The 18,672-nt window shown below is 71.2% G+C and carries 18 protein-coding genes; 4 read left to right on the plus strand and 14 right to left on the minus strand.

The genetic code is table 11. The annotated features are described in order from the left end of the window. Positions 1-51: 51 nt before the first annotated feature. Positions 52-2,649 (minus strand): ABC transporter permease/substrate binding protein, encoded by a 2,598-nt coding sequence (locus ACFWZH_RS35705; protein ID WP_384441273.1) that lies wholly within the window; start codon positions 2,647-2,649, stop codon positions 52-54. After that, the gene (locus tag ACFWZH_RS35710; protein ID WP_384441276.1) at positions 2,642-3,802 is read right to left on the minus strand and encodes a glycine betaine/L-proline ABC transporter ATP-binding protein; all 1,161 of its coding nucleotides are present in this window, start codon (positions 3,800-3,802) and stop codon (positions 2,642-2,644) included. Before ACFWZH_RS35710 ends, ACFWZH_RS35705 begins: the two co-directional genes overlap by 8 nt. A gap of 227 nt (positions 3,803-4,029) precedes the next feature. Between ACFWZH_RS35710 and ACFWZH_RS35715 the strand changes: the two genes are divergently transcribed. Together ACFWZH_RS35715 and ACFWZH_RS35720 are read left to right on the plus strand one after the other, a co-directional pair. Further along, entirely contained in the window at positions 4,030-4,944 is a 915-nt protein-coding gene (locus ACFWZH_RS35715) for a 5'-3' exonuclease H3TH domain-containing protein (RefSeq protein ID WP_384441361.1), read from the plus strand. A 49-nt stretch (positions 4,945-4,993) separates the two neighbouring features. Beyond that, the gene (locus ACFWZH_RS35720) at positions 4,994-5,845 is read left to right on the plus strand and encodes a siderophore-interacting protein (protein WP_384441279.1); all 852 of its coding nucleotides are present in this window, start codon (positions 4,994-4,996) and stop codon (positions 5,843-5,845) included. A 32-nt stretch (positions 5,846-5,877) separates the two neighbouring features. Here ACFWZH_RS35720 and ACFWZH_RS35725 read toward each other — a convergent pair whose 3' ends face one another. Both ACFWZH_RS35725 and ACFWZH_RS35730 read right to left on the minus strand, forming a co-directional pair. Further along, positions 5,878-6,315, minus strand: coding sequence for a phage tail protein (locus tag ACFWZH_RS35725; protein WP_384441282.1), 438 nt, complete (start codon positions 6,313-6,315; stop codon positions 5,878-5,880). 98 nt (positions 6,316-6,413) lie between these two features. Next, the gene (locus ACFWZH_RS35730; protein WP_384441285.1) at positions 6,414-7,067 is read right to left on the minus strand and encodes a MerR family transcriptional regulator; all 654 of its coding nucleotides are present in this window, start codon (positions 7,065-7,067) and stop codon (positions 6,414-6,416) included. 196 nt (positions 7,068-7,263) lie between these two features. Here ACFWZH_RS35730 and ACFWZH_RS35735 point away from each other — a divergent pair, with 196 nt between their 5' ends. After that, entirely contained in the window at positions 7,264-8,190 is a 927-nt protein-coding gene (locus ACFWZH_RS35735) for a hypothetical protein (protein WP_384441364.1), read from the plus strand. Further along, the gene (locus ACFWZH_RS35740) at positions 8,187-8,666 is read left to right on the plus strand and encodes an ABA4-like family protein (protein ID WP_384441289.1); all 480 of its coding nucleotides are present in this window, start codon (positions 8,187-8,189) and stop codon (positions 8,664-8,666) included. Before ACFWZH_RS35735 ends, ACFWZH_RS35740 begins: the two co-directional genes overlap by 4 nt. A gap of 148 nt (positions 8,667-8,814) precedes the next feature. Here ACFWZH_RS35740 and ACFWZH_RS35745 read toward each other — a convergent pair whose 3' ends face one another. From ACFWZH_RS35745 to ACFWZH_RS35790, 10 genes are all read right to left on the minus strand, one after another. Beyond that, the gene (locus tag ACFWZH_RS35745) at positions 8,815-9,192 is read right to left on the minus strand and encodes an L-rhamnose mutarotase (protein ID WP_384441292.1); all 378 of its coding nucleotides are present in this window, start codon (positions 9,190-9,192) and stop codon (positions 8,815-8,817) included. Between the two features lie 653 nt (positions 9,193-9,845). Then, on the minus strand, positions 9,846-12,665 hold the full coding sequence (locus ACFWZH_RS35750) for a DEAD/DEAH box helicase (RefSeq protein WP_384441297.1): 2,820 nt from the start codon (positions 12,663-12,665) through the stop codon (positions 9,846-9,848). A 144-nt stretch (positions 12,666-12,809) separates the two neighbouring features. Beyond that, positions 12,810-13,775 (minus strand): twin-arginine translocase subunit TatC, encoded by a 966-nt coding sequence (tatC, locus tag ACFWZH_RS35755; protein WP_384441300.1) that lies wholly within the window; start codon positions 13,773-13,775, stop codon positions 12,810-12,812. A gap of 65 nt (positions 13,776-13,840) precedes the next feature. Further along, positions 13,841-14,140: a Sec-independent protein translocase subunit TatA gene (gene tatA, locus ACFWZH_RS35760; protein ID WP_384441303.1), complete on the minus strand. Its 300-nt coding sequence runs from the start codon at positions 14,138-14,140 to the stop codon at positions 13,841-13,843. A gap of 231 nt (positions 14,141-14,371) precedes the next feature. Beyond that, a complete protein-coding gene (locus ACFWZH_RS35765) occupies positions 14,372-14,575 on the minus strand; it encodes a hypothetical protein (protein ID WP_384441306.1) in 204 nt (67 codons plus the stop codon). Between the two features lie 16 nt (positions 14,576-14,591). After that, a complete protein-coding gene (locus tag ACFWZH_RS35770) occupies positions 14,592-14,837 on the minus strand; it encodes a hypothetical protein (RefSeq protein ID WP_384441307.1) in 246 nt (81 codons plus the stop codon). Positions 14,838-14,921: 84 nt separating this feature from the next. Continuing rightward, on the minus strand, positions 14,922-15,872 hold the full coding sequence (locus ACFWZH_RS35775; protein WP_384441310.1) for a helix-turn-helix transcriptional regulator: 951 nt from the start codon (positions 15,870-15,872) through the stop codon (positions 14,922-14,924). A gap of 16 nt (positions 15,873-15,888) precedes the next feature. Continuing rightward, on the minus strand, positions 15,889-16,857 hold the full coding sequence (locus ACFWZH_RS35780) for a helix-turn-helix transcriptional regulator (protein WP_384441313.1): 969 nt from the start codon (positions 16,855-16,857) through the stop codon (positions 15,889-15,891). 322 nt (positions 16,858-17,179) lie between these two features. Continuing rightward, positions 17,180-17,554, minus strand: coding sequence for an FKBP-type peptidyl-prolyl cis-trans isomerase (locus ACFWZH_RS35785; protein WP_384441316.1), 375 nt, complete (start codon positions 17,552-17,554; stop codon positions 17,180-17,182). Positions 17,555-17,622: 68 nt separating this feature from the next. Next, positions 17,623-18,612 carry an FKBP-type peptidyl-prolyl cis-trans isomerase gene (locus ACFWZH_RS35790; protein WP_384441319.1) on the minus strand — a complete coding sequence of 330 codons (990 nt, stop codon included), beginning with the start codon at positions 18,610-18,612 and terminating at the stop codon, positions 17,623-17,625. Positions 18,613-18,672 lie beyond the last annotated feature (60 nt).

The raw sequence follows: 18,672 nt of genomic DNA on the forward strand, positions 1-18,672 counted from the left end.
CTGCCGGAGCGGGGCCCGCCGCCCCACAGGTGAACTACGCGCCCAGGGCGCCTACTTCACCGGCGCCATCTCGTCGACGATGCCCGGGTGGTCGTCGATCCACTTCTCGACGCCCTTGTCCTCGTTGCCCTTGCCGGCGTCCTGGATCGCCTTCTCCAGGCTGCCGAGCTCGTCGGCGCTCATCTTCCAGTTCTTCAGCCAGCCGTGGAACTCCGGGAACTTCTCGGGGAAGCTCTTGTTGCCGACGGTCTTGATCTGGTTGTTGGCGCCCCAGGTGCCCTTGGGGTCGGCGAGCTTGGTGAGCTTGTACTTGCTGTACGCCCAGTGCGGCGACCACAGCACGACCGCGACCGGCTCCTTCTTCTGGTAGGCCCGGTCCAGCTCGGCGAGCATCGCGCTGGTACCGGCCGAGGTGACCTCGAAGTCCTCCAGGCCGTAGGCCGGCGCGACGGTGTCCTTGAGCCGCTTCATCTCGCCGGTACCGGGCTCGATTCCGATGATCTTGCCCTTGAACTCGTCCTTGTGGGCGCGCAGGTCGTCGAGGGTCTTGACGCCCTTGACGTAGGACGGCACCGCGATCTCCAGCGAGGTCTTGTCGTACCACGGTCCGACGTCGACGAGATCCTTCTTGTACTTGTCCCAGTACTGCTTCTGCGCGACCGGCAGCCAGGCGTCGGTCTCCACGTCGATCTGCCCCGTGGAGAGCCCGGTCCACATCGGCCCGATGTCGAGGTTGCGGATGTTCGGCCGGTAGCCGCGCTTCTCCAGGACGTTCTTCCACAGGTAGGTGGTGGCGATGCCCTCGTCCCAGGCGGGGTAGCCGATGTTCGGCGCCCCGCCCGCGTCCCTGCCCTTGGCGTAGGTGGCCTTGCCGCCCGGCGCGACCTTGTCGACCAGGCCGGGGTTCTTCTTCAGCCAGGTACGGACGCCGTCCTGCTCATGCCCCTCGCCGGCGCTCTTGATGTCGTTCTCGAGGCTGGTGAGCTGCTTCTCGTCCAGGTGGAAGTTCTTCATCCACCGGGCGACCTCGGGCTCGTCCTTCGCGAAGCCCTTGCGGCCCAGCAGGTGCAGGCTGTCACCGGAGCCGAACGACCCCTTGGGGTCCTTGAGCTTGGTGAGCGGGTACTTGTCGTAGGCCCAGTGCGGCGACCACAGCGTGACCGCGATCGGCTTCTTCTGGTGGACGGCACGGTCCAGCTCGCTGAGCATGGAGGCGGTGCTGGACTCCTGGACGCGGTACTCGCCGCCCAGGCCGTAGTCCTTGAGGACCTTGTCCTTGAGGATCTTCATCTCGCCGGCGCCCGGCTCGATGCCGGTGATCTTTCCGCCGAACTCGCCGCCCCTGCCCTTGAGGTCGTCGAGGGTCTTGACGCCCTTGACGTAGGACGGCACCGCGATCTCCAGCGACGTCTTGTCGTACCAGGCGCCGAGGTCCTCCAGCTGGTCCGCGTACTTCTTCCAGTACGAGGCGTGCGTGGTCGGCAGCCAGGCGTTGGTCTGGACGTCGACGTCACCGCGGGCCTGCCCGGCGAACAGCGGACCGGCCTCCAGGGCCTGCACCTTGGGCTTGTACCCGCGCTGCTCCAGGATCTCCTTCCACAGGTACGTGGTGGCCTTGCCCTCGTCCCAGTTGACGTAGCCGAGGCTGATCGGACGGCCGTTGCCGCCGCCCTGGCCGTTGTCCTTGCCGAACACGCCCATCCCGCCGGCGAGCAGCGCGAGCACGACCACACCGACCATCGCCACGGACGTGGCGGGCCGCCAGTGCAGGAACTTCATCCCGCCGAGCGCCGCCTGCGCCTTGGCCAGCGCCCGCCGGCCGAGCGGGGAGACCCGCTGGTTGAGCGCGCCGGTCATCCGGTCCAGGTACATGGCGAGGATGACGACCGCGAGGCCGGCCTCGGCACCCAGGGCCACGTTGACCGAGCTGATCGCGTTGTAGACGGACGAGCCCAGTCCGCCGCCGCCGACCATGCCGGCGATGACGACCATGGACAGCGCCAGCATGATGACCTGGTTGATGCCGGCCATGATCGTGGGCAGCGCCAGCGGCAGCTGGACGCGCAGGAGCGTGCGCCGCGGGTGGGTGCCGAACGCCTCGGCGGCCTCGACCAGTTCCTGGTCGACCTGCCGGATGCCGAGCTCGGTCATCCGGACCGCGGGCGGCATGGAGAAGACGATGGTGGCGACGATGCCGGGGACCACACCGAGGCCGAAGAAGAGGATGCCGGGGATGAGGTAGACCATCGCCGGCATGGTCTGCATCAGGTCCAGGACCGGGCGCAGCGCACCGCCGACGACCCGGCTGCGGGCCGCCCAGATGCCGAGCGGCACGGCGACCACGACGGTGATCAGGCAGGCCACCAGGACCAGCGAGAGCGACTCGATGGTCGGGCCCCACTGCTCGATCGAGTCGATCAGCGCGAACCCGAGGAAGGTGAGCAGGGCGGCCGGCAGACCGCGCAGCCACCAGGCGAGCACCGCGAGGATGCCGGCCAGCAGCAGCGGTTCGGGCCCGGCGAGGACCGCGTGGATCCCGTCGTAGAGGCCGTTGAGGACCTTCGTGATCAGGGTGAAGAGCCAGTCGAGGTGGTCGCGCAGCCAGTTGACGGCGCCCTCGGCCCAGCTGCCTATCTGGATCCTAGGCACCGGCGATCACCTTGCCCTTGGACTCGCCGACCTCGGCCTCCGCCGCGGGCCGGGCCGGGGCGGCGGCCGGGGCCGCGTCCCGGGCCTCGCCGGACTCGCCGAGCACGGCCAGCAGCCGCTCCGCCGGCACGGCACCGACCAGCGCACCCTCGTCGTCGGTCACGGCGACCGGAACGGTGCTGGTGGCACAGGGGGCGAACAGTTCGGCCAGCGGGGTGTCGACGCCGACGGTCGCGGGCGCGGCGGCCCGGAACTCCGCCTCGGTGGCGAGCTCGCGCCCGTCCGGCGCCGTGGTGCCCAGCACCGTGCCGGTCTCGGTCATGATCGCGCCGGCGGTCAGCACCCGGCTGCGGTCCACGTCCTGGATGAAGGACGCGACATAGTCGTTGGCGGGCCGGACGAGGATGTCCTCGGCACTGCCGATCTGGACGATCCGCCCGTCCCGCATCACCGCGATCCGGTCGCCGAGGCGCATCGCCTCGTTGAGGTCGTGGGTGATGAAGACGATGGTCTTCTTCAGGGTCTTCTGCAGCTCCAGCAGCTGGTCCTGCATATCGCGGCGGATCAGCGGGTCGAGCGCGCTGAAGGACTCGTCCATCAGCAGCAGGTCGGCGTCGGTGGCCAGCGCCCGGGCCAGGCCCACGCGCTGCTGCATACCGCCGGACAGCTCGTCGGGCCAGGACTTCTCCCAGCCCTCCAGCCCGGTCAGGGCCAGCGCCTCGGTGGCGCGCCGCTCGCGCTCGGCGCGCGGCACGCCCTGCACCTCCAGCCCGTAGGCGGCGTTCTCCAGCACACTGCGGTGCGGGAAGAGCGCGAAGTGCTGGAAGACCATGGAGATCTTCTCCGAGCGGACCTTGCGCAGTTCCCGGTCGCTGAGCGAGGTGAGGTCCTGGCCGTCGAAGCGGACGGTTCCTGCGGTCGGCTCCAGCAGCCCGTTGAGCATGCGCAGCAGCGTGGACTTGCCGGATCCGGACAGACCCATGACGACGAAGATCTGGCCCTCGTCCACCTCGATCGAGGCGTCGATCACGGCGGCGGTGGTGCCTTCGGCCCGCAGCTCGTCCCGGCTCGCGCCGGCTTCGAGGGAGCGGACCGCGTCCTCGGGTCGTCTGCCGAACACCTTGTACAGGTGCTCGGCTTGCAGCCTGGACACATAAACCTCTCTTGTCGCACGAAAAACGACCTGCCACCCCCGCAGGCAGGTCGTGGTGCGGGACGGGTTCGGCCCGTCTTTACCGGTGAAAGGTTTGGATCTCCACCGGGTCCGCTCCGGCTGCGCGCCTGCCCGCCCTTATGCGGCTCAAACACGACGGTGTTTTAGATCACAACGATGCGACGTATGGGGCATACGGCATCATGCGAGGTGTGACTCGACGCCTGATGCTCCTCGACACCGCCTCTCTCTACTTCCGCGCCTATTTCGGGGTACCGGAATCGGTCAAGGCGCCGGACGGTACGCCGGTGAACGCGGTACGCGGCCTGCTGGACTTCATCGCCCGGCTCGTCCAGGACCACCACCCCGACGACCTGGTCGCCTGCATGGACTTCGACTGGCGCCCCCAGTGGCGGGTCGACCTGATCCCCACCTACAAGGCGCACCGGGTCGCCGAAGAGGCCCCGGCCGGGTCCGCGGAGCCCGACGAGGAGGAGATCCCCGACACCCTCTCGCCGCAGGTCCCGGTCATCGAGGACGTCCTGGACGCGCTCGGCATCGCCCGTATCGGTGCGGCCGGCTACGAGGCCGACGACGTCATCGGCACCCTGACCGCGCGGGCGAAGGGCCCGGTGGACATCGTCACCGGCGACCGCGACCTCTTCCAGCTCGTCGACGACCGGCGCCGGATCCGCGTGCTGTACCCGCTCAAGGGCGTCGGCACGCTCCAGATCACCGACGAGGCGCTGCTGCGCGAGAAGTACGGCGTGGACGGCCCCGGCTACGCCGATCTGGCACTGCTGCGCGGCGACCCCAGCGACGGCCTGCCCGGCGTGCCGGGAATCGGCGAGAAGACCGCCGCCAAGCTGCTGGCCGCCTACGGCGACCTCGCGGGCATCATGGCCGCCGCCGAGGACCCCGCCTCGAAGATCACCCCCGCCCAGCGCAAGCGCCTGCTGGAGGCGCGCCCGTACGTCGCCGTCGCCCCGAAGGTCGTCAAGGTGGCCGGCGACGTCGCCGTCCCCGACGTCGATCACACCCTGCCCACCGAGCCGGCCGACCCCGAGTGGCTGGAAGCGCTCGCCACACGGTGGGGTCTGGGCGGCGCCCTGCACCGATTGCTCGTCACCCTCCACCGATGACCTGTTAGGTTAGGTATACCTAACAAATATCGGATCAGGGGAGACCGCCGTGGCAGCAGAGCGTCCGTCCCGCAAGAAGCCCGCCGTGCACCGCGCCCGGGTACAGCGCACCGAGCGGCTCACCCCGCACATGGTCCGCGTGGTGCTGGGCGGTGAGGGGCTGGCGGAGTTCGCCGCGGGCGAGTACTCCGACCACTACGTCAAGCTGGTCTTCCCGCTGCCCGGCGTGGAGTACCCCGAGCCGTTCGACATCGCGCAGATCCGCGCCGAGTTCCCGCGCGACCGCTGGCCCCGGACCCGTACGTACACCGTGCGCGCCTGGGACGGCGACGCCCGCGAGCTGACCGTGGACTTCGTGGTGCACGGCGACGAGGGCCTGGCCGGTCCCTGGGCCGCCGCCGCGAAGCCCGGCGAGGAGATCTTCCTGCTCGGCCCCGGCGGCGCCTACGTCCCCGAGCCCGGCGCCGACTGGCACCTCCTCGCCGGCGACGAGAGCGCGCTGCCCGCCATCGCGGCCTCCCTGGCCCGTATGCCCGCGGGCGTACCGGTGCACGCGTTCATCGAGGTCGCCGACCCGGAGGAGCAGCAGGACCTCGCCGCCCCGGCCGGCGCCGAGATCACCTGGCTCCACCGCGGCGGCGCCCCCGTCGGCCGCGAACTCGTCGCCGCCGTACGGGCCCTCGACTTCCCGGCCGGCCGGGTCCAGGCCTTCGTCCACGGCGAGGCCGGTTTCGTCAAGGAACTCCGCCGCCTGCTGCGCGTCGAACGCGGCGTCCCCCGCGAGGCCCTCTCCATCTCCGGCTACTGGCGCGCCGGCCACGACGAGGACGGCTGGCAGGCCTCCAAGAGCGACTGGAACCAGCAGGTGGAGGCCGAACAGGAGTCGCCCGCGGCGGCCTGACCCGGCGTCACCGCGCCCCCGCCGTCGCCCGGCTACTCCACGGAGAGGTCCTCATAGGTGAGGGTCACCGTCTCCGTGGCGGGCCCGGAGCCGGTCGCGTCCAGCTCCGGGCCCGTCCAGGAGGACGCCCAGGCGTTGGCGAGGTGGATCCGCCGGACCGGCTGCCGGTCGACGTCGCGCACGGTGATGGTGACGTTCTGCCGTGCGCCGTCGCGGTCGCCGTCCAGGCCGGCCTTGATCCAGTCGGTGAACACCGTGCTCTTGTCCATGCCGCGGGTGACGGTGACCTCGCCGGACCGGCGAGCGCCCGGCTGCTCGCGCACGAGCGGTTCGCCGGTGGACGACACCTGCCGGATCTCGATCGCGTCCTGGCCCAGGGTCAGTCCGGAGACGTCCTGGAGGGTCTCCACCTGGAACGCGCCGAGTTCGATCGTGAAGGTGTGGCTGCCGAGAGCATCGCCGGTCAACATGGGCACGTCCTCCTGCTGTTCGCGCGTGGGCGGCCGGGGACGCCCCCCGCCGCCTGACCACCCCTCACAACGACCGACGGCGGCCCAGGTGGCGCACCTCAGCCCTGGCCCGGCCCGCCCGATCCCTCCCCCTGCTCGTACCTGCGCGCCGACGCCTCCACATGCGCCAGCCGCCGCATCGCCATGAGGACCGCGTCCCCCAGTACGGTCCCCACCACGACGCTCTCCACCAGGCCGTCGACCTCCGCGTTGCGGCCCACCCACTCGAGATCGGCGGCGGCCACCCGTTCGCAGGCGTCGGCGTAGTCGTCGACGATCTCCTCGAACTCGCCGTGCCCGATGCCCCGGAAGGTGGCGAGCGCGACGGCCAGCGCCTCGACCGCCGGATTCTCCGGCTCGACCCGCCAGCCGCGCCGGCGGATCAGCTCCGCGACCTTGCCCCGCGCCTCCTCCATGCCGTCCGGGGTGGCGGTCGGCGGCGGAGTGATCGCCAGCTGCGCGGCGCCGAGCACCTTGTGCACCGACTCGCCGGGTGAGTCGACGGCGGCCAGCACCTCGCGGACGGCCGAGACCGAGAGCCCGCCGACGTCCATCAGCCCGCGGATCAGCCGCAGCCTGCGGACGTGGCTCTCGTCGTAACTGGCCTGGTTGGGGCTGGTCAGCCGGCCCGCGGGCAGCAGCCCCTCCCGGACGTAGTACTTGATCGTCGGGACCGCGACGCCGGTCGCGCGACTCAACTCCCCGATGCGCATATCGCCCTTTCCCGCGCCCGGCCACCGCCCGGCGCTCCTTGCCTCCCGGGGCGCCCCGCCCGCTCCCGGCCTTGCCAATCCGGCCCCCATCATAGATAGTCCAGCTATCAGATAGCGGTAAGCGCCACTATCCATTCTTCGGTTCAGGGGGACCCGTATGTCCAGATATCGTTCGCTGCTCGCCTTCTCCTGGGTGATGGCCGCGCTCGCGGTCGTCGCGGCGGTCGGCCTGATCGTCGACGACCGGGTCCTGGTCGGGGCGCCGATCTGGTTCAAGCCGCTGAAGTTCGCGGTGTCGTTCGTGGCCTACGGGCTGACGCTGGCCTGGATGCTGTCCCGGCGCCCGGTCCGAAGCCGGGCCGCCCAATGGGCCGCACACACCGTCGTGGTCGCCGGGACCGTCGAGATGGCGGTCATCACCGGACAGGCGATCCGCGGCCGGCGCAGCCACTTCAACATCGAAACCCCCCTGGACCAGAGCCTGTTCGTGGTCATGGGCCTCACCATCGTGGTCCTGTGGACGGCCACCCTCGTCATCGCGCTGCTGCTCTTCCGGGCCCGCCTCGACGACCGGGCCGCGGCCTGGGCGATCCGGCTCGGCCTGCTGATCGCACTGGCCGGGTTGGCGCTCGGCGGGCTGATGCTGGCGCCCACACCGCAGCAACAGGCCGCGGGCCAGCTGGCCACCGTCGTCGGCGCACACAGCGTCGGCGTCCCCGACGGCGGCCCGGCCATGCCGCTCACCGGCTGGAACACCACCGGCGGCGATCTGCGCATCCCGCACTTCGTCGGCATGCACGCCCTCCAGGCGCTGCCCCTGTTCCTGTACGGGATCGAGGCACTGGCCGGCCGGTTCGCCCGGCTGCGGCACGAGCGGGTGCGGCTGCGGCTGGTGCTGGTCGCGGCCGCTTTCCTCACCGCACTGCTGGCGCTGGTGACCTGGCAGGCGCTGCGCGGCCAGGCGCTGATCCATCCGGACGCGATGACGCTGGGCGCGCTGGGCGCCCTCGGGGCGGCCACCGCGATCGGGGCGTACGCGGCGCTGCGGCGGCCCGCGGACGCCCACACCCCAGACGACCGCAGCAATGAATCCGCCACCCCCGCACCGGAGTTGACCGCATGAACGACCGCACCCTCTTCGATCTGGCCTTCCTGCTCGCGGCACCGTTCTGGGCGCTGCTGGTCCTGGCCCCCGGATGGCGCTGGACCGACAAGATCGCCGCCTCGCCGCTGCCGATGGTGCCGGTCCTCGCGGTCTATCTCGCCCTGGCCGTCCCGGTCTTCCCGCAGCTGTGGGCCGCCGTCAGCCACCCCGGCCTCGCGGTGTTCCAGGATCTGCTGCGGCTGGGCGGCGGCGCCGGTGCGATCTGGGCACAGGTGATCGCCTGGGATCTGTTCCTGGGGCAGTGGATGTACCGCGAGGCCCGCGCGCTGGGGATCTCTCCGCTGGTGATGGGGCCGCTGCTGGTGCTGACCGTGCTGCTCTCCCCCATCGGCGTACTGCTGTTCATCGGCCTGCGCGCGGCCGTCCGCCGCCGAAGGCCCCGCGGTGTCGCGGAGCGGCAGCCCGCGGGGCACCGGCAACTCTCCACTCCTTGACCAGGAGGAGCGCTCGACGCGGGCCCGGCAGCGGCCGGCGACCTCCGCCGTCGACGGCGAGATCGGGTTCGCCTCCGCCGCCGACCGGGCCGCGTTCGCCGAGGAGCCGGGCGCCACCGTCAACCGGCCGGGGGCGTGTCCGGGGACCTCAGTCGTGGTGGAAGACCTCCCTCATCGGCGTCCACCACTCCCCCGGCACCACACCGCCGGTCTGCTCCTGGCAGGGATCGGTCAGCCGCCACCACCGCTGTGTCACGGGGTCGGCGGCCATCTTGGCCATGTCCGCCTCGTAGTCCTCGCCGGTGTACTCGAAGTACGCGAACAGCAGCTCGCCCTCAAGGAAGATCGAGTAGTTGCCCAGATGGCAGGCGGTGATCGTCGCCAGCACCTCCGGCCAGACCTCCGCATGCAGCCGGAGATACTCCTCGCGGTGCTCCGGCCGCAGCCTGATGAGCTTTCCGAAGCGCCGTACCGGGGCCTCGTTCGCACCGCCCGGGGCCTGGTCCCCACCGCTCGTCGCCGTCATGGGCGCATCCTGCCCCAACCGCCGTGCCCACGGCACCCGTTGACCGGCCGATTCCTCGCTCCCCGGACTCGGGCAGCCGCTCCGGCACTTGGATGACGGCACATCCCTCCACCTGTTCCACTGACCCCGTGCGTCCCCCGCAGCGGCTGGTCACTCGCGACCACATCGACTTCGGCCGGGTGTGGTCGGCCTCCTGTTGCCACTGACTTCTCCGTAGGGCGGTGCGTCCGCCCGCCCTTCCCCGTACGGCGACCTCCCTACGCCCCGTGCATCCGCGCCGCATGCACGGTCGTACCTCCCCGGCTGCGCCTACGCCGGGGACCGGGTGCTGTTCGCCTACGGTTCCGGCTCCCCGACCTCACCCCGGCCGCCGCCCTCGTCGCCGCCCGCACCGAGACCCAGCACCTACCGCTTCCAGGACGTCGTCAGCGACACCTCAGGTGTCGTTCGGAGGTTCTGCGGCAGCGGCGTACGCGACGGGCGGCGCGGAGGCGGACATCCGCCGGCACCCGCTGACGAACCCGCAGAACGCCGGGTCGCAGCGGCTGCTCGCGGCCGACGGGCCGGTCGCCCCTCCGCTGAACGCGGCGGCGCCGCACCCCCGACGTACGGGGACGCGGCGCCGTCGCGGTGCCGGGTCCGGGCCCTGCCGGTCAGCCCACGGACGAGTACGCCACCACGCCGCGCAGCACACCGTCCATCGCCCGGCGGGCCGTGCGCGCCACCGAGCCCTCGGGCGGGGCGGCCGCCGCTATCTGGCCGAGGATGTCGACCAGTTGCTTGCACCAGCGGACGAAGTCACCGGCCGGCATCTCGGCCTCGCGGAGGACCTCGTCGAGGCCGAAGCCGGAGGCCCAGCGGTACGCCGCCCAGGCGAAGCCGAGGTCCGGCTCGCGCTGGCCGACGCCCTCCGCCTGGCTGATCTTGTGGTCCTCCTCCAGGGCATCCAGCCGGCCCCAGATGCGGACCATCTCCCCCAGGGCGTCCCGGGCCTTGCCGGACGGCAGCTTGGGCGCCGCCGCGTCGTCCGCCTGCCGCGCCTCGTACACCAGCGCCGAGGCGCAGGCCGCCAGCTCCGCCGGGCCGAGTCCCTCCCAGACGCCCTCGCGCAGGCACTCGCTCGCCAGCAGATCCAACTCGCCGTAGAGCCGGGCCAGCCGTCGTCCCTCGTCGGTGACCGTGTCGCCTTCGAGGTAGTCCAGCCCGGTCAGCAGCGCGCAGATCCGGTCGAAGGTACGGGCGATGGTGTTCGTCCGGCCCTCGATCCGGCGCTCCAACTGGCGGGTGTCGCGCAGCAGCCGGTGGTAGCGCTCCGCCCAGCGGGCGTGGTCCTCGCGCTCGTCGCAGCCATGGCAGGGGTGCGCGCGCAGCTCCGTGCGGAGCCGGGCGATCTCGCGGTCGTCGGCCGCCTCCGAACGGGGCCTGCGATGCCGCGACGGCACCATATGGCCCGCCTTCGTCCGCAGCGCGGACGCCAGATCGCGGCGCGACTGCGGGCTGCGGGCGTTGAACGACTTGGGGATCCGCATCCGGTCCAGCGCCGCGACCGGCACCGGGAAGTCGATCGAGGCCAGCCGCTTGACCTGCCGCTCGGCGGTCAGCACCAGCGGCCGGGGGCCGTCCTGCGCGTCGAAGCCGCGGTGGCCGTTCGTCCGCCCCGAGGGCATGCCGGGGTCCAGGACCAGCGCCAGGCCCGCGTATTTTCCGGTGGGCACATGGATGACATCGCCGGGCTTGAGCTTCTCCAGGGCGGCCGCGGCGGCCACCCGCCGCTGTGCCGCGCCCTGCTTGGCCAGCTCCGTCTCCCGGTCCTTCAGCTCCCGCCGCAGCCGGGAGTACTCCTCGAAGTCGCCGAGATGGCAGGTCATCGAGCCGCGGTAGCCCGCCAGCCCCTCCTCGTTCTTCTGCACCTGGCGCGATATCCCGACCACCGACTTGTCGGCCTGGAACTGCGCGAAGGACATCTCCAGCAGCTCCCGCGAGCGGTGCCGGCCGAACTGGGAGACGAGGTTGACCGCCATGTTGTACGACGGCTTGAAGGAGGAACGCAGCGGATACGTACGCGTCCCGGCGAGGCCGGCCAGCGCACCGGGGTTCATCCCCCGCTGCCACAGCACCACCGCATGGCCCTCGACGTCGATGCCGCGGCGCCCGGCCCGGCCCGTCAGCTGGGTGTACTCGCCGGGGGTGATGTCGGCGTGCTGCTCGCCGTTCCACTTCACGAGCTTTTCCAACACCACCGACCGCGCCGGCATGTTGATGCCCAGGGCCAGCGTCTCGGTCGCGAAGACGGCCTTGACCAGGCCCTTGACGAACAGCTCCTCGACGACCTCCTTGAAGGTCGGCAGCATGCCGGCGTGGTGCGCCGCGATGCCCCGCTCCAGGCCCTCCAACCACTCGTAGTAGCCCAGCACATGGAGATCGGTGTCCGGGATTCCGGCCGTCCGCGCCTCCACTATGCGGCGGACCTGCTCACGGCCCTCCTGGTCGTTGAGCCGCAGACCCGAATAGAGACACTGCTGGACGGCGGCCTCACAGCCGGCCCGGCTGAAGATGAAGGTGATCGCGGGCAGCAGGCCCTCGTTGTCCAGGCGGTCGATGACCTCCGGCCGGCTCGGTGTCCAGATCCGGGCGCGCTGGCGCCGCTCCCGCTCGCGGTCCGCCTCGCGCAGATTGCGGCCCCGGCGCTTGTCCCGGCCGAAGGTCGGCCGGCTGTTCTCCATCCGCGCCAGCCGCTCCAGGTCGGGGTTGACCTCGCGGCGGCCACCGCCGCTTCGGCCGTCCCGCTCCTCGAACAGGTCGTAGATCCGCCGGCCGGCCAGGACGTGTTGCCACAGCGGCACCGGTCGGTGCTCGGAGACGATCACGGCGGTGTCGCCACGGACCGTGTCCAGCCAGTCGCCGAACTCCTCGGCGTTGGAGACCGTCGCCGACAGTGACACCAGCGTCACCGACTCGGGGAGATGGATGATCACCTCTTCCCATACGGCGCCGCGGAAGCGGTCGGAGAGGTAGTGCACCTCGTCCATGACCACATAGCCGAGGCCGATCAGCGACTGGGAGCCGGAGTACAGCATGTTCCGCAGGACTTCGGTGGTCATCACGATCACCGGCGCCTCGGAGTTGACGCTGTTGTCGCCGGTCAGCAGACCGACCTTGTCCGCGCCGTAACGCTTGACCAGATCCTGGTACTTCTGGTTGGACAGGGCCTTGATGGGCGTGGTGTAGAAGCATTTGCGGCCCTGCTCCAGGGCCAGATGGACGGCGAATTCGCCGACGATCGTCTTGCCGGACCCGGTGGGGGCCGCGACCAGCACGCCTTTGCCGGCCTCCAGGGCCTGGCATGCCTCGACCTGGAACGGATCCAGATCGAAGTCGTACATCTCTCGGAACGGGGCGAGTGCGGTGGCCTGCTCGGCCGCCCGGAGCTTGGCGGCGGCATAGCGCTCAGCAGGGGACATGTCCTCGGTCATCGTGCTTACGAGACTACCGGCCACCTCTGACAACGACCCGATCTTTATGTGCGGCCTTTACCGAGCGGGGGCGACACCCGGGTCCGCACAGCGTGACGGCCCCGGCTCGTCGAGCACGGGGCCGTCACGGCACGTCATGAACCGTTACGTCACGTCGTCGTATCCGCCGCGGCGCGGCGCGCCGCCCTCGCCCGCGTCCCCGCTCGCCTGCTCGGGGAGCATCCGCCCGGACGACACCGACTCGATCTCGCCGACCCGCTCGGGCGTCAGGTCCAGCGCGGAGGCCTCGTCGTCGCTCAGCCCCGCGTCCGGGTTGGCCAGCTTGCGACGGCGGTCGTTGAGCAGACAGACGCCGGCGGCACCGAAGTACAGCACCACGATCGGGGCGGCCAGCAGACCCATGGTCAGCGGGTCACCGGTCGGCGTGGCCAGCGCCGCGAAGATCGTGATGCCCAGCACCATGAACCGCCACCAGCTCATGATCCGGCGGCCGGTGACCACCCCGCCGAAGTTGAGCAGTACCAGCACCAGCGGCAGTTCGAAGGCGAGGCCGAAGACCAGCACCATGCGCGTGACGATGTCGAAGAACTCATCGGCCGGAAACTGGTTGGCCCAGTCGCTGGGCGTCAGCCCGACCAGCGCGCCCGCGGTGGTCGGCAGCACCGCGTAGGCGAGGTAGGCACCGCCGAGGAACAGCGGCACGCCGGCGCCGACGAAGCTCAGCGCGTACTTCTTCTCGTGCCGGTGCAGCCCCGGGGCGAGGAAGGCCCAGAGCTGGTAGAGCCACACCGGGCTGGCGAGGACCACGCCCGTGGTGAGGGAGAGCTTCAGCATGATCGTGAACGGCGCCAGCAGACCGTTCGCGGTGACCACGACGCACGGATGGTCCCGCGGCGCGGCCGCCGTGGTGCCCTTGGGGCATCCCACCGTGTCGATCACCGGGCCCGTGATGAAGTGAGCGATCCACTCGTACTGCCACATCGCGACGGCGGTGACCACACCCATCGCCAGCACCGACTTCAGCAGCCTGTTACGCAGCTCACGCAGGTGCGCCGCGAGCGGCATCCGCCCCTCGGGGTCCTTCTCCTGCTTGCGGGCAGACTTGAGCAACCCACTTCCTCGTCTCGTGCATCAGCCGTGACCGACCCCGGGCCGGTGAGACTGGATCGGTTCGGTCAGCTCTGCTTGGTGGTGTTCGGCTCGGCCACGGGGCGCGAGCTGCTCACATCACCAGGAGCCGCCTGGATCGTACGAGGGGCCGGCTGGGCGGCCTCGGAGGAGGCCTCGGACGTCGTACCGGTGGTGGCACCGCCCTCCGACTCGCCGTCCTTCTTCATCGCCTTGGCCTCGCTCTTGAGGATGCGAGCGGACTTGCCGAGCGAACGCGCCATGTCCGGCAGCTTCTTCGCGCCGAACAGCAGCACAATGACAACGAGGATCAGAATGATCTCGGGGGCCCTCAGGTTGCTGAGCATGTGCGACTACCTTCTCGCCGGGGCGGCGTCTGCTGGTTGCCTGCCGATGGGTCGGACTGGCGTGCTGGTGCTGCATCGATCGTAACGTTCGGTGGTGAACGCCGGGCAATCCCCTTGCATACTCCCGATTGCCCCGACCGCCGCGCTGTCTGAACCGCGGGCCAGCCTACCTCTCCACCCCCGCGCCGCAGCAGAGCGCCGACGCCCGCGGCGACGTCCCGGCCCCGGCGGTCAGTCCCGGCCGGCCTCGTACATCCGGGAGGCGAGCGGGGTGGCGGCGCGCTCCAGATCCTGGGCGGCCCGCTGGATCCGCTCCGACGTCGCGCCAACCTGGCGGGCCAGCCGCCGTACCTCGACGAAGACGCGGACGGCGAGGACGCCGAGCACGGCGATCCCGGCGAAGCCGAGGGCGACAGCGATCATGGGCCAGAGCATGGAGCGAGCCTATCGGTCAGCCGATGTGCAGCCGCAGCGTGCGCACCCCGCCGCCGGTGAGCAGCTCCACGATCCGCTCGCCGGCCGGTTTGCGCACCGCCCGTCCGCAGTCGGGGCAGGTGAAGGAGTAGAAGGTGGTGCGGCTGCTGGCGCCGATCGCCAGCCGGAAGGCGTCCGAGGCCAGCTCGAAGCGGCCCCGGCAGTCCGGGCAGGCCGCCTTGAAGAGCACCGGAGCGGTTGCGCCCGCCATCATGGTCGTCATCCTTCGCTGCCTCCTCCTTCTCCCTGCCGTGCACGCCGTCCGCGGTGAGCCGGGCGCCCCGGGCGATCCCGGCGCGCCGCGCGCTCACTCGCCGTACGCCGCGAGCGCCTGGTCCGCCGCGCGCCGCGCGCTGTCCGCGAGCGCCTGCGGCGCCACGATCCGGCCGTCCCTGCCCAGCCGCAGCGCCAGCCGCCGCAGCGAGGCCGGGTCGGGGGTGCGCAGGGTGATGCGCAGCCCGCCGTCGGGGAGCTCCTCGGCGCTGTCGTGCGGGTAGTACTCGGCGACCCAGCGGCCGCCGGGGCCGACCTCGATGGACACCTCGGGGTCCTCGGCGGCCGGCTGCACCAGGCCCTCCGAGAGGTCGCGCAGTTCGACCGGCGGCGGATCGGCGGGCGCGTCGAGCAGCTTGATCTCGGCGACCCGGTCGAGCCGGAAGGTGCGCCGGGCCTCCGAGAGCCGGCACCAGGCCTCCATGTACGTGTGGCCGACCGCGAAGAGCCGGATCGGGTCCACCTCGCGCTCGGTCAGCTCGTCGCGGGCCGGGGAGTAGTAGCGCAGCCACAGCCGGCGCCGCTCGGCGATGGCGCGGTCGACGTCGGCGAAGACCCCGCCCTCGGACTCGAAGGTCACCGAGAGCCGGGCGCTGGCACCGGCCGCCTCGCCGGCCGCCGCCTCCAGCTTGGCGGTGGCGCGCAGCAGCGCCTGCCGGTCGCCCTCGCGCAGTCCGGGCAGGGTGGCCACCGCGCGGGCCGCGACCAGCAGGGCGGTCGCCTCGTCGGCGGCCAGCCGCAGCGGCTCGGCGACATCGTCGGGGTTGTGCCACCAGATGCGGTCGCCGTCGGTGTCGATGTCCAGCAGGTCGCCGCCGCGGAAGCTCGTCCCGCACATCGGCAGTACGTCGAGGTCGGCGATCAGCTCGTCCTCGGTGATGCCGAAGGCGCGGGCGACGTCGCCGACGCGGGCGCCGGGGCGCTCGCGCAGATACGTCACCAGCGACAGCATCCGGCGGGTCTGGTCGATCGCGTTCGTAGCCATGGAGTCGTTCGTCCTCTCAGCCCTTGGCCACGGCGCGCAGCCGGTCGATGACCTCGGCGCGCAGCTCGGCGGGTTCCAGCACGACCACATCGGGCCCGAACTCCACGAGCCAGGCGTCGAGTCCATGGCCGCTGGGGATCTCCAGCTCGTCCCAGCCGTCACCCAGCTCGCGGACGGTCAGCGCACGGGCCCGCAGCGGATAGCCGTGCTCGGCGCGGAGCTTGATCCTGGCGGTGCCGGTGGCGGTCTCCCCCGCCCAGCTCTCCACGGTCTCGCGGACCGTGACGTGATCGGGCACCGGAGCGGTGAACTTCCCTTGCCGCGAACGGACCTTGCCGGTGATCCGGGAGAGCCTGAAGACCCGCTCGGCCTTGCGGTCGCGGTCCCAGCCGGCGAGGTACCAGTGGCCGCGCCAGCACTCCAGGATCCACGGTTCGACCTGCCGCTGCTCGGGGTGGGCGGCGGTGGACTTGCGGTAGTCGAAGACGACCGGGCGGCGGTCGCGGCAGGCCAGCATCAGCGGCTCGAAGGCGGCCTCGTGGGCGGGGATGCGGGGTTCCAGAGCGCTGTGCGGCTGCCCGGCGTCGTAGTCCTCACCGTCGCCGGCCAGCGGCATCCCGGCCGCGCGCAGCTTCTGCAGCGCGCCGCTGGCGGCGCCGGCCAGCCGGGCCTGCTGCCAGATCTTGGCGGCGAGCCCGAGGGCGGCGGCCTCCTCGGCGTCCAGGGTGATCGGGGGGAGGCGGTTGCTGTCGCGGCGGGCGAGGTAGCCGATGTCGCCCTCGATGCCCTCGACGGTCTCGATGACCAGGCCGAGCTCGCGCAGATCGTCCTTGTCCCGCTCGAACATGCGGTTGAAGGAGTCGTCGCCGCTCGCCTCGATGTAGGCCTCGATGGACGATCTCAGCTCGCGCTTGGTCAGCGGGCGTCGCGTCCCCAGCAGGCACAGCGCCAGGTTCATCAGCCGCTCGGCCTTGGCAATCGCCATCGACGCCCTTTCTCGTTGAACTCCCGATCGTTGACCGTACCGCTCGGGGTGGTCCAGGTAAAAGCCAGCCGGGCAGGCCCCCGCTCCCTTCGTCCGCCCGGAGGGCGGGGCAGACGGTGTCTGGTGCGTGCGATCGCAAGGCGGAGGGGCGTCCACGTAGTAGGTCTACGTGGACGATCCCGACAACGCAGCGAGCGCGCGTGCCAGGCATCGTCTGCCAGAAGGGAGCGGGGGCCTACCCGGCTGGGGCCCGTGCCAGGGGTGGCACGGGCCCTCGGATACCTCACAGGAGCGCGGTCCCGGGTCGGGACCGACGCCGGTCTCAGACGGCGACCAGGTCGCAGACGAAGATCAGCGTCTCGCCCGGGGCGATGCGGCCGCCGCCGGCGCCGCGGTCGCCGTAGGCGAGGTGCGCGGGGATGGTCAGCCGGCGGCGGCCGCCGACCTTCATGCCCTGCACGCCCTGGTCCCAGCCGGCGATGACCTGGCCGGCGCCCAGCTGGAACTCCAGCGGCGTGCCGCGGTTCCAGCTCGCGTCGAACTCCTCGCCCGAGCTGAAGGCGACGCCGACGTAGTGGACCTTGACGAAGTCCCCGGCCTTGGCGACCGCCCCGTCGCCCTCCCACAGGTCCACGATCTCCAGCTCGGTGGGAGCCGGGCCCTCCGGAAAGTCGATCTCGGGCTTGTCGATGTTCACGAATGTGCTCCTACTTACGAATCTTTACGATTGCCGGGTCAGTCTCGCAGATCCCGCCGATGGCGCGATCAGACCGTGCCGACGATGTCGACCGAGAAGACCAGGGTGTTCTTGGCCAGCTCGTGCTGCGGGCTCGCGCCGTAACCCAGCTTCGGCGGGATCACGATCTCCACCCGGTCACCGACGTGCTTGCCCACCAGGGCCTTGTCCCAGCCCTGGACGACCTGCCCGGTACCGATCTGGAACGCGGTCGCGCCACCGTGGTCCCAGGACGAGTCGAACTTCTTGCCGTCCTCCCACTTCACCCCGGTGTACTGCGCGATCAGCCCGTCGCCGGCCTTCACCTCGCGGCCCTTGCCCTTGATCAGGACCTGCTCCTTGAGGTCCTTGGGAGCCTTCTCCCCCTTGGGGACGGTGATCGTCGCGGCCTTGCCGTCCGGCGCCTTCACCTCGGGCATCCCGCTCTCCGGCGACTCCTGCTCGCCCTCGGCGTGCGCCTTCTTGTCGACCTTCTGGGCGCCGACCACATCGACGACCCACACCAGGCCGTCCCCCGGCTTGATGCCGGACTGGGGGTTGAGGCCCTCCCCGATCAGCGCCTTGGCGGTGCCCTCGACCTCGAAGCGGCTGCCGACCTTCTGCCCGGCGACCGCGGACAGCACCTTCGGCGGCAGCATCTGCTGGGTCATCTGGTCGGTGACCTCGCTGACGACCTGGGTGCGCGGCGCCCCCTTCTTGCCACCGGGCTGCGGCGTCCAGGTGCTGCCGAGCTTCTGGCCCTTCATCGACTCCGCGGAGAAGTCCAGCCGGACCAGGTCGCCCTTCTTGACGACCGCGCCGTCCCCCTTGATCAGGGTCTTGGTGACGGCCGTGTCGGACGGCTTGGCGCCCTTGGGCACGGTGATCTTGGGCTGCGCCCCCGCCTTGCCCTCGACCTTGACGACGGCTTCGCCGGACGAGCCCTTGCCGTCGTCGGACCCGCAGGCGGCGGTGAACAGCAGGACGGGCACGGTCAGCGCAGCAGCCGCGGCGCGACAGGTGTTCTTCGTGAGGTTCATGTGTCCAACTCGGGGCTCGTGGGGAAGGTGGGCAATGCCAGCCACTCTACGACCTGTCCC

The organism is Streptomyces sp. NPDC059008 (assembly GCF_042749045.1).
In the GTDB taxonomy this organism is placed as follows: domain Bacteria; phylum Actinomycetota; class Actinomycetes; order Streptomycetales; family Streptomycetaceae; genus Streptomyces.

Excerpts from the sequence above, each read along its gene's own strand:
- ACFWZH_RS35715 (WP_384441361.1), top strand. The coding sequence starts at position 4,030 with ATGCTCCTCGACACCGCCTCTCTCTACTTCCGCGCCTATTTCGGGGTA.
- ACFWZH_RS35725 (WP_384441282.1), bottom strand. The coding sequence starts at position 6,315 with ATGTTGACCGGCGATGCTCTCGGCAGCCACACCTTCACGATCGAACTC.
- ACFWZH_RS35730 (WP_384441285.1), bottom strand. The coding sequence starts at position 7,067 with ATGCGCATCGGGGAGTTGAGTCGCGCGACCGGCGTCGCGGTCCCGACG.
- ACFWZH_RS35735 (WP_384441364.1), top strand. The coding sequence starts at position 7,264 with ATGGCCGCGCTCGCGGTCGTCGCGGCGGTCGGCCTGATCGTCGACGAC.
- ACFWZH_RS35740 (WP_384441289.1), top strand. The coding sequence starts at position 8,187 with ATGAACGACCGCACCCTCTTCGATCTGGCCTTCCTGCTCGCGGCACCG.
- ACFWZH_RS35745 (WP_384441292.1), bottom strand. The coding sequence starts at position 9,192 with ATGACGGCGACGAGCGGTGGGGACCAGGCCCCGGGCGGTGCGAACGAG.
- ACFWZH_RS35750 (WP_384441297.1), bottom strand. The coding sequence starts at position 12,665 with ATGACCGAGGACATGTCCCCTGCTGAGCGCTATGCCGCCGCCAAGCTC.
- tatA (WP_384441303.1), bottom strand. The coding sequence starts at position 14,140 with ATGCTCAGCAACCTGAGGGCCCCCGAGATCATTCTGATCCTCGTTGTC.
- ACFWZH_RS35765 (WP_384441306.1), bottom strand. The coding sequence starts at position 14,575 with ATGCTCTGGCCCATGATCGCTGTCGCCCTCGGCTTCGCCGGGATCGCC.
- ACFWZH_RS35770 (WP_384441307.1), bottom strand. The coding sequence starts at position 14,837 with ATGACGACCATGATGGCGGGCGCAACCGCTCCGGTGCTCTTCAAGGCG.
- ACFWZH_RS35775 (WP_384441310.1), bottom strand. The coding sequence starts at position 15,872 with ATGGCTACGAACGCGATCGACCAGACCCGCCGGATGCTGTCGCTGGTG.
- ACFWZH_RS35780 (WP_384441313.1), bottom strand. The coding sequence starts at position 16,857 with ATGGCGATTGCCAAGGCCGAGCGGCTGATGAACCTGGCGCTGTGCCTG.
- ACFWZH_RS35790 (WP_384441319.1), bottom strand. The coding sequence starts at position 18,612 with ATGAACCTCACGAAGAACACCTGTCGCGCCGCGGCTGCTGCGCTGACC.